Source organism: uncultured Mailhella sp. (assembly GCF_905187505.1).
Taxonomy (GTDB): Bacteria; Desulfobacterota; Desulfovibrionia; order Desulfovibrionales; family Desulfovibrionaceae; genus Mailhella.
The window spans coordinates 1-5,787 of the sequence record NZ_CAJJIC010000139.1 but is presented as its reverse complement, the minus strand read 5'-3'; the positions used below and the strand labels follow the sequence as shown (position 1 = coordinate 5,787).

Annotated in this window: 4 protein-coding genes; all 4 read right to left on the bottom strand. The window is 53.7% G+C overall.

Annotation, left to right across the window (positions count from 1 at the left end):
* Window positions 1-39 precede the first annotated feature (39 nt).
* Complete coding sequence (locus QZZ60_RS10155; protein WP_295641084.1) at window positions 40-2,514, bottom strand: pyruvate formate lyase family protein; 2,475 nt, start codon at window positions 2,512-2,514, stop codon at window positions 40-42.
* Window positions 2,515-3,420: 906 nt separating this feature from the next.
* Window positions 3,421-4,269 carry an amidohydrolase family protein gene (locus QZZ60_RS10150; protein WP_295641082.1) on the bottom strand — a complete coding sequence of 283 codons (849 nt, stop codon included), beginning with the start codon at window positions 4,267-4,269 and terminating at the stop codon, window positions 3,421-3,423.
* Between the two features lie 340 nt (window positions 4,270-4,609).
* Window positions 4,610-5,233 (bottom strand): DUF1349 domain-containing protein, encoded by a 624-nt coding sequence (locus QZZ60_RS10145; protein ID WP_295641080.1) that lies wholly within the window; start codon window positions 5,231-5,233, stop codon window positions 4,610-4,612.
* A gap of 101 nt (window positions 5,234-5,334) precedes the next feature.
* Window positions 5,335-5,646 carry a DUF1653 domain-containing protein gene (locus QZZ60_RS10140; protein WP_295641078.1) on the bottom strand — a complete coding sequence of 104 codons (312 nt, stop codon included), beginning with the start codon at window positions 5,644-5,646 and terminating at the stop codon, window positions 5,335-5,337.
* Window positions 5,647-5,787 lie beyond the last annotated feature (141 nt).

Sequence of the window (5,787 nt, the reverse complement as noted above, 5' to 3'; positions counted from 1 at the left end):
GGCTTCTCCTGTCGAAAAGACAGGAGAAGCCGTGGAAGTTTACATCATCTCGTGTTCCGTACGGGCGATGATTTCACCCTGCATGCTGGGGCTCAGTTCCACAAAGTAGGCGCTGTAGCCGGCCACGCGGACGATGAGGTTCTTGTAGTCTTCGGGATGTTCACGGGCCTTCAGAAGCACATCCTTGTTGTAGATGCCTATCTGCACGTGCCAGAGCTTGAGATCCACAAAGTTGCGGATAAGGTTCATGAGGTCGGTCGTACCCTTTTCACCGCTGACGACCTGCGGGTTCAGCTTCAGGTTGAGCAGGCGAGCGCAGCTGTTGGGGTACACGCGGCTTGTGCTGTTGGCGATGGACATCATGGTGCTGAGAGGACCGTTGATGTCGGCACCCTGCGTGGGGGAGATGCCTTCGGAAAGGAAGGTGTGCGCGTGACGACCGTTCGGGGTGGCCCAGGTCTTGTTGCCGAGGCCGACGTGGGAGGTGACGGGCACGTATTTGACGTACTTTTCGCCGAACACGGATTCGTAACCGTGGACGATGGTCATGATCATGGCGTCGAGGTTGCGGGCGATGTTGTCGGCGTAGGGATCGTTGTTGCCGTACTTGGGCGCGTTGAGCACCAGCTGACGGAGCGGTTCCTGTCCTTCAAAGTCGTTGTTCACGGCGTTGAGCAGTTCGTCGAGGGAGAGCACCTTGTCGTCGTACACCAGCTTCTTGATGGCGCAGAGCGATTCCGAGCAGGTGCCGAAGCCGTTGAAGTTGACGTTGCCGGTGTCGTGATGGTTGCCGCCGGGGATGAGACACTGATGGATGTCCATCAGGTTCTTCATGCATATGTCGCTCTGGGAGGACATGAAGGGCGCGGCGAGGCACTGCTTGTTGGTCAGTTCCAGCGCGGACATACGCTTCATGAAGTGGCGCACGTAGAAGTCGATGCATTCCCGCAGGTTGGAAACGATGTCCTCATAGCTCTTGATGTCCTTTCTGGCGACGGAGGGCGTCATGAGCTTTTCGTACTTGGGGCCGAAGTGGGCCTTGCCGTCGTTGAGGGCCATTTCCAGCGCGGCCGCGAGGTTGATGTTGCCGCCCAGGGGCAGATAGGTGTCGATGTTGGGCATGCGGATTTCGGTGCAGCCGGCGGCGGAGTAGTCGCGGGCCTGATCGATGCTTGCGCCGTTGACGAGAAGCTGGGTGATGATGGCTTCGTCGTTGAAGAACTTGGGGAAGCCGCAGCCTTCCTTGACGAGTTCGGCGGCGGCGTGCAGCAGTTCGTGCGGCGTGCCGGAGTGAACGCGCAGGGAAACTTCCGGATAGTGAAGGGGAAATTCCTTCTTGGAACGGATGATGAGATAGGTCATCTCATTGGTGGCGTCTCTGCCGTACTTGTCCACGCCGCCGATGGTGCAGTTTTCAAAGTGGGCGTAGCCTTCCCAGTAGTTGCCGGCGTTGGTGGCGCTGAAGGGAACCACCTGGGCAATCTTCAGCCACATGGCTTCCAGCAGTTCAAGGGCGAAGTCTTCGGTGAGGGTGCCTTCCTTGAGGTCCTTCACGTAGATGGGGTTCATGTACTGATCGAAGCGGTGCAGGGCCACGCCGCCGCTGATCTGCTGCTCCACGCGGTAGGCCACCTGAGCGAACCAGTGGGCCTGCATGGCTTCCCAGAAGTTGCGGGCGGGGTAGGCGGGCACGTGTTCGCAGTTGGAAGCAATGGTTTCCAGTTCCTTTTTGCGCACGGGATCCTTTTCTTCGGCGGCCAGTTCGCGCGCCTTTTCGGCGTAGCGGCGGGCGTAGATGAGCATGCCTTCATAGCATTCGATCACGGCCTGAAGGAAGGGAATCTTGTCGTAGTGGTTGTGGACGAGATCGTTCTGCAGTTCGGCGAGACGCTGTTCGGCTTCGGCTTTGAGCGCCAGCACGCCCTTGTAGATGATCTTGTCGAACACGCCGCTCCAGTTCAGGGTGGAGTTGATGTTCGAGTTGTCCTGCATGAGGCCGGTGGCGCCGTAGTCGTCGTCGCCGTAGATGATGTCGCGGGTTTCCTTGGGCAGCAGGGTCAGATAGTGTTCATGGGCGGTTTTGCCCTTCCAGTAGGGAACCACCTTTTCCATGAAGACTTCCATGTCTTCGGTGCGCACGGCGTAGGCGTCCTTCTGCTGGGTGGCGGGCATGCCCTTGGGAAACCAGCCGCAGCGAAGTTCCGGATACAGAGGGGAAATTCTGCCGGGGCCGCCGACCGTGCCGACCAGAAGTTCGCCTTCCTGAATGACGACGCCGATGTGTTCCATAACGTAGCGGATGGCCTTGCCCCAGCGCAGAACCAGCGGATACTGTTCGGTCTGCTTCATGGATTCCGTGAACAGCACGGCGCGTTCGATATCAAGCTTGGGACGTCCGCTTCTGATGATTTCCAGGGCCTTGTTCGTGCGGGCGCGGGGGCTGGACTGGCCTCTGCCGTCGGCGAGGCGCTGTTCCTGGCCGGTCATGCAACAAGTGGTGTCACAAATACTCATGGCAATCTCCTTAAAAAACAAAAAGCCCGGACGCACATATCTGACATATGTGTTCCAGGCTGCTTTGTTTTGCCTTGCGGAGTCTTTTTGGTGAAAGTCCGAGCAAAACACCCAGTAAATTGTTGCCGCCATCGACTGTCGATCAGGATGCGGCAAGAGCGTTGTCTGAACGACGGCGCTGCAAGCAGGACTGCCGCCTTCAAGACAAAAAAAGCCAGCGCACCACATTCTTCATGTGATGAACCGGCAATGTCGGCCCCAGGCCGGTACACTCTATGAGGAGTGCCCACTGAAAGGCCACCAACTTCTGAAAAGCACCCTAGCTGTTTTCAGAAGGCTTGTCAATATTTTCCCAAAAAAATTAAGGATCATGATTCAGGGAGCGGGAACAGGAATATAAGGCGGTATTTTGAGAGAGAAAGAGGAGGGAAAAGACGAAAAGTGAGTAAAAATAATAAAAAATACAATATATTGCGAAAAAATAAGGGGGATAAATGAAATTGTGATGAAAAGAACATTAAAAATGATGGGGGGGATTCTGTCTGCCTTTGCACTGAGCATCGAGCGTGTTTTTTTTTGAGACTTGGGCCGTCACGTTCGTGTTTCGGCTGCCCCGTCGTGCATCAGCGCTTGGCTCGGAGCGCCTCGGTTTGTTTCTGGAGCATGCGGCGACTCGGTAAGGCGTCCTTGTCGCGGCGTCGAACCGTGGCCGCCTTGTGAAAGCTTCTTATGCGTATGATTTGATGGACATATGCCCCTTGATGGACGTCGTTGCAGGCAGGCCCTGTCGCCGGGGAGTGTGGATTGCCGCACTTTCGTGGGAGCCGCTTCGTCTGCCGAAGAAGGGCGATCCGCAGCGGAAAGAAAGAACCGTCCGCATACGGACGGTTCTTTCGACAGAGACTATTAGGAAAGGCTGATGTTCAGGAGCTTTTCGGCGTTCTTATAGAAGAATTTTTCCTTGTGTTCCTTCGAGAGGTGGAAGCGCTCGATGTCGTGAACGGCCTGCTTCAGATGATAGCAGGGCCAGGCGGAACCGTAGAGGATGCGTTCGCCGTCGAGCCATTGCATGGCCTCGCCGAACATCTGATTGCCGGGCGCCGTGGGGTTCAGCATGTAGATGTCGGGCAGCAGCCACACGTTCTTGTTGGTGATGGCCACCTGGAAGATCATGGGAATCCACGGATAGCAGCCGTGGGCGACGACGATCTGAAGGTGGGGAAAGTCGTTGGCCACGTGCTGCACGGTGCAGGGATCGGAATATTCCAGCGTGCCCTGAAAGAAGCTCAGGGTCAGCACCATGGGAATGCCCGCCTTTTCGCATCGGGCGTACAGAGGATAGAGCACGTTGGCGTCGGCCTTTCTGGGCGGCATGGCGTAGGCGGGCTCCATGGCGATGCCCTTGATGCCGCCTTCGATGCAGCGTTCCAGCTCGTCGAGCGTGGCGGAAACGCCGCGGGTAATGTCGAGGCTGCCGAAGGGAATGATCTTGTCGGGGAACTCGCGCGCCATGTCGAGCACGTCGTCATTGGGAACGGAGGCGGCGTCGTTGGGAATCTGTCTGCCTATGACGACACCTCTGGAAATTCCGGCTTCTTCCATTTCCCGCCAGAAAAGATCAAGGTTTTTGGTCCGGGCGGCCTCACTGGGGATGCCGTGAGCCTTCTGAGGAATTTTTTCGTTGCAGGCAGGATTGAATATGCCGAGATTTTTGAATCCCTTATACGGCGGACGAAGACGAAAGTCGAAAATCATGGTGATCCTCCAGAGCGTAGAACGAAGGTTTATAACCAGCGGTACCAGAGGAATCCCATATTGAAAAAGCCGTTCAAAGCTTCAGCCGATGGGGTTCAGTCCTGAGAGCGACAGGACAAGCTCAGCAGGAGACAGAAGTCCGACAAAGAAAAAGGCCTGATAGCTGTTCGGCATCAAGAGCCTTTTCTTTCTATAGGTCGTTCAATAGACGCATGCGTATTTTCTGTCAATGGGGCCTTGAGCTTGGCCAATGAACTATAATATGTTAAAACAGTATGTTATAATAAAAATAGCATCCTTTTCGTCAAAGATGTACAGAGAGTGTTTCTCTATGGAATTTTTACAGGGGCTCGTTTGGTTCGTCGGGGGCCTGGCCGTCGTGGGCGGGCCACAGGCATTCTGTAAGTGCCATGTGAGTGAATATGGCGTGGAAAGAGGAGTTTTCCGGACTGCAGGCGTAAAGACCGAACCGTATTTCATCCTTGGCATTGAAAAGATGGCAGATGCGCATTTGATGAAAGACTTTTCCATCTTCCGAGCTTTCAAGGCAGAAGTCAGCCTCCCGGCGACTCAGTCGATACCACATCGACGTAATATTCGCGGAAATCTCTGCAGTAGCCCAGTCGGAATAGCCATGATTCGTTACTACACTGCCAATATGTTGAAATTGTGAGTTTTCATACTCAATGGAAGCCTTCAACCAGTTTTCGCTGTCCAGATACACCACGACGCCGCACTGATCAAAGCGGTGCCTGTTTTCAGAAAATTCGGTTTTTACGACGAAGGAAAAAAATTTTTCCTTTGTGGACATCTGCAGGACAGGAGCATTGTCATTGCGGAAGTGATAATAGGTCCTTTGCCATAAATCAGTTTGAGGATCGGTAAAGATCGCAATTTTATTCTGAGTAATTTCGTAGTGATAAGGGGCTCTTGTCCACTGCATGCGGGTAACATCGAATTTCATATTTTTCCTTGATTTTGCCGATTTGACAGTTTTTAATGTCGAAAACAAAAAATGCTTATCTGTATACTCTTATAACTGTGACAGATAGCATGAAGAAATAACTATGATCGCAGCGTTTTGTTGACAACGTGCAAGGGCTCAAAACGATATTCCTGCTTGATTTCTGGATATTTTTTCCTGTCTACCTTTGACATGAACATATCGAGAGGCCTTGCGAATACCTTGAGTGTATCTTCATCGTGCAGGTCGTAAAGAGCCTCATAGATGACGAGAGTTTCTCTGGTCTCGGAGTGCGTGGCATATCCAAGGATCCTGTAGGTATACATGGGAGAATCAGCAGGGTAGTGTTCATGCTTGAAGTGCTGAACGATGTCGCCGGGCTTGAAGGGAGGACGCGTATTTGGCTCCATCATGTTACAGTCTCCTGAAGGAAAGCATGGCTACGGAGAGCCGGGGCTGGTTTGCAGAGAATTACTTCGCGTATAAGGGAGTCTCTGTACCTTTGATATGAATAATATCGGCAGGACAGCGACCTGTAGGTCTGACTGCTGGTT